This window comes from Geminocystis sp. GBBB08 (assembly GCF_016743215.1).
GTDB lineage: Bacteria > Cyanobacteriota > Cyanobacteriia > Cyanobacteriales > Cyanobacteriaceae > Geminocystis.
The window spans coordinates 1-3,811 of the sequence record NZ_VRZC01000245.1; the positions used below are offsets into that span (position 1 = coordinate 1).

At 33.8% G+C, this 3,811-nt stretch carries 5 protein-coding genes and 1 pseudogene; 4 read left to right on the plus strand and 2 right to left on the minus strand.

The genetic code is table 11. The features are described 5' to 3' along the window. Both FWJ34_RS18650 and FWJ34_RS18655 read left to right on the plus strand, forming a co-directional pair. Positions 1-1,393 (plus strand): Hsp70 family protein (locus FWJ34_RS18650; RefSeq protein WP_308256834.1); only part of this gene is annotated, 1,393 nt, incomplete at its 5' end. 83 nt (positions 1,394-1,476) lie between these two features. Beyond that, the gene (locus FWJ34_RS18655; protein ID WP_308256835.1) at positions 1,477-2,043 is read left to right on the plus strand and encodes a nucleotide exchange factor GrpE; all 567 of its coding nucleotides are present in this window, start codon (positions 1,477-1,479) and stop codon (positions 2,041-2,043) included. Here the strand turns inward: FWJ34_RS18655 and FWJ34_RS18660 are convergent. Both FWJ34_RS18660 and FWJ34_RS18665 read right to left on the minus strand, forming a co-directional pair. After that, on the minus strand, positions 2,040-2,273 hold the full coding sequence (locus FWJ34_RS18660; RefSeq protein WP_308256836.1) for a HypC/HybG/HupF family hydrogenase formation chaperone: 234 nt from the start codon (positions 2,271-2,273) through the stop codon (positions 2,040-2,042). The two genes, FWJ34_RS18655 and FWJ34_RS18660, sit on opposite strands and share 4 nt — an antisense overlap. Positions 2,274-2,401: 128 nt before the next feature. After that, entirely contained in the window at positions 2,402-2,539 is a 138-nt protein-coding gene (locus tag FWJ34_RS18665) for a transposase (RefSeq protein ID WP_396232083.1), read from the minus strand. Between the two features lie 221 nt (positions 2,540-2,760). Between FWJ34_RS18665 and hoxE the strand changes: the two genes are divergently transcribed. Together hoxE and FWJ34_RS18675 are read left to right on the plus strand one after the other, a co-directional pair. Then, positions 2,761-3,279: a bidirectional hydrogenase complex protein HoxE gene (gene hoxE, locus FWJ34_RS18670; protein ID WP_308256837.1), complete on the plus strand. Its 519-nt coding sequence runs from the start codon at positions 2,761-2,763 to the stop codon at positions 3,277-3,279. Positions 3,280-3,422: 143 nt separating this feature from the next. Further along, positions 3,423-3,811, plus strand: a pseudogene (locus tag FWJ34_RS18675) ((2Fe-2S) ferredoxin domain-containing protein); the annotation flags it as partial.

Below are 3,811 nucleotides of genomic sequence, written 5' to 3' on the forward strand. Positions count from 1 at the left end.
CGGTAAGATGCCTTATTATCAGCGAGTGCAGTTTAAGGCTGATTTGAAAATTGCTACAGAAAGGGCAAAAATTAACTTGAGTAGTAAAACCGAAGCGATGGTTAATCCTTCCACTCCACTTCTCGATAAGTTTGGTATGGCGATACCCGTTAGTGTGACGATTACTCGCAGTGAGTTTGAGGCGATTATATTACCTTTCGTTAAACGTACCATTGAAATTTGTCGAGATGCTATCAAATATTCTGACTATTCTGAAGATATGATTGATGCTATCTTATTAGTGGGTGGTTCAAGTCAAATTCCTTTAGTACAAGAGGAAGTAAAAAAGGCTTTTGGTAGTGACAAAGTGGTGGTACATCCACACCCGATCTATGCTGTTGCTAAAGGTGCTGGTATTATGACGTGGGAAATCACAGAAATTGTTGCTACAGTATCTCGTGATTATTGGATTGATGATTTACAGGGGAATTTGTTTCTTCTTATTCGTCAGGGAGAAGTTTTACCCATTCACGCAAGTTATACATTTAAAACAAAATTTGAAGGGCAAGTTTTAATTCATTTTAAGTTTTTTAGCCCTGATAAAGTAATAGAAGGTATTGATTTCAACAGAAATAATGAACGTATAGGAGATATGTGGTTAACCTTAGATAAATCTTACCCATCTGGTACAGAAGTTTATATGATGGTGGAATTAGACGAGTACAATTCGGCTTTAACCATGACAGCTTGTCTTAAAAATAATCCTTCAGTGAAAGTTAGCAGTAGTTTTTCCCGTGGTAATCAGGATGAAAAAATTTATCTGGAAGTAGAGAAACTAATTTCTCAGATTAATCAACAGAATAATTTAACGAAAGATGAAATACAAAAAGCTAATCAATTAGCAAGGGAGATAGCAAAGGCATCTAATCAAATATATCTTAATGGAGTTTTTCAACAGGATCAACTTCAAGTAGCCAATGACAAACTTAAAGACTTACAAACTTTTTTGTCACAACTAAAAAACTATCAAAAAAATATGGCTATTTCTATTAATTTTGTACATGAAAAAATAACACCAAATCCTTATGATGTTTTAGAAGTTTCTTCGGGTGCTTCTATTGGTGAAATAACCAAAGCCGTTAAGATGGCAATGAAGAAAAAAAGATATAATATAAACCAGATTGCAGAAGCAAAAAAAAATTTAATAGATGATCAAAAAAGATTAATTGCTGATTATTTACGCCCTAATTTGACTCTAATTCAACGGTTTAAAAAAGAAGATTTATCATTATTAAATGAGCCTATGCCAATCATAAATTTTATTGCTAATTTTGATAATTTAGATCAATCCTATCAGAAAACAGAAACTATTTCGGAAGAAGATAAAAAATTGGGTTTTGAGTTATTTAGTTAACTTAAATCAAGGTTGATTGAGATTGCTTCGAGCTTCGCAATGACATAATACCCTTTTAAGAAAAAAACAATCTATTAACAACTATGAAAAAATTTAAAATGTTTGATCAACTTTTCAACACAAATCCTAGTATACAAGAAACAAAAAATCAAGAGAATTTACAAATATCCTTACAACAGAAAGATGATTTATTAAAAGAAATTGTAGCATTGTTAAAAATGAGTACTAAATTACAGCAAATTGTCAAAATTCAGCAACAAGAAAACGAAGCAAAAGAGGAGGCTTTATACGGGGAATTGTTAGATATTTTTGATAGTTTAGAATTTTTAATTAACTATCTGGATAATAATTTACAGGATGAAAATTTTAATTCAAAAGCCCTTAAAAGATTACCTAAATTTGTCACTATTATAAAACAAAATTTGCTGACTATTTTATCTCGTAGGGGAGTCGAAAAAATCCAGTTTGATGAGAATATGCCAGATTTTAACGTCTGTGAGGTAATCGATGACGAAGTACTTATGGATAATCGGGAATTAAGGGATGATATACCCGATAAAACTGTAACAAAAGTGGTGAGACAAGGATTTAAAATCAAGGAGAAAATTCTCCGTTATGTAGAAGTAATTACGGCAAAATCGAAGGATTAATTATAGAGACTAATTTGAGCTAAATCTCTTAAAGTTTGTTGAGCTTCTTTTTCATCAATTATACTTAAAGCAAAGCCGACATGAACAATTACATAATTACCAATTTCTGCTTCTGGAGTATAAGCAAGACTAACCTCTTTTAAGATTCCTCCGAAACTAACTTTTCCTTTTTTTTCAAGGGAATTTTCTCCTTCAATACTGACAACTTTTCCAGGAATAGCTAAACACATAATAATGAATAGTGAATAATTGATAATTTTATGCAACTCAATAATTTAAAATTACACAGGCTTTTATTTTAGTGTAAATTAAAGTAACTAATTATTATCAAAATTTTTGGGTTTAAAACCTCGTCCTTCTAGGACAGCTTTTCTTGGTTTTGGATATATTTTTTAAGAACTTCTAAAGAAGCATCCCCTACAGAAGAAACAAAATAGCTAGGAGTCCATAAAGCATCTTTGCCGTATGGTTTAGGAAATCCCTCTTTACCATACATTCTCTTGTGGACAGATTAACCTCTGCGTAGCAAATGAGAGTTTGTTGCGTAAGTTAACTGGTTGAAACAAGAATCCTCGTACCGTGACTGTCGAGGAGTGTCAATATATGTTAACTTTCTGATATAGCATTAAATTACTGTCCTAAAATTAAGTAATAAAAGATCATATTAACTATTAGGGATTATTTTTCGAATAATAAAGGAAAATAAAAGAGCAATAAATGCCTAAAACAATGTTAAAGCCACCATCAGAAAAGGGGAATACTGGTGACAAACGCCTCAAGGTATTGGATATAACTATCAAACGGAATCAACATCGTCAAGATGCCCTGATTGAAATTTTACATAAAGCACAATCTTCCTTCGGTTACTTAGAAGAAGAAGTATTAGTCTATATTGCCCATCAATTAAAGTTACCCTTAAGTCAAGTATTCGGTGTTGCTACCTTTTATCATCTTTTTTCCCTGAAGCCTTCAGGGGCACATAACTGCGTAGTATGTCTGGGTACAGCTTGTTACGTCAAAGGTTCAGCGGAGTTATTGGATAAGTTGGCACAAGAGGTTAATTTACATGAAGGAGAAACAACTCCCGACGGTAAAGTATCTTTAATGACTGCTCGTTGTATTGGGGCGTGTGGTTTAGCACCGGCGGCGGTATATGATGGAAAGGTATGCGGAAAACAAACGGCTGAGGGAGTGTTAACTCAAGTAAAAGAATGGCTGGAAGGGAATGAGGAATAACAAGCAAGATGCCTGTTTCACAAGGAATGAGGAATTATATTGTATTTACCTTCTCGAGAAAATAGATAAAACACCGAAAACCCTTTGCGTCTTTGCGCCTTTGCGTGAGATAACCAAATTATCAAAACTGGGAGATAGATTGTATGGAATTAAGTAAATTAGAACATATAGCAGAAGAAACCATCACTAAACGTAAACCTATTCGGATATTATGCTGTGGGGCGGCTAGTTGTAAATCTTCAGGCTCTGAGACTATTATAGAAGAATTAAAGAATGAGATCGAAGCTCAAGGGTTACATAATGAAGTAGAAGTTTGTCCTGTGGGTTGCATGAAGTTTTGTGGTAGAGGAGTATTAATAGAGATTGCTCCTCTTAACCGATTATACGAGAATGTGCGTCCCGAAGATGCTAATTCGATCGTCCAAGCCTTAAAAGGAGAAGGAGAAGCCACCGCACCATTAGGAGCCTATAACCATCCCTTCTTTGCCCTACAAATGCCCATTGTCTTAGAGAATAGCGGTAAAATCAACCC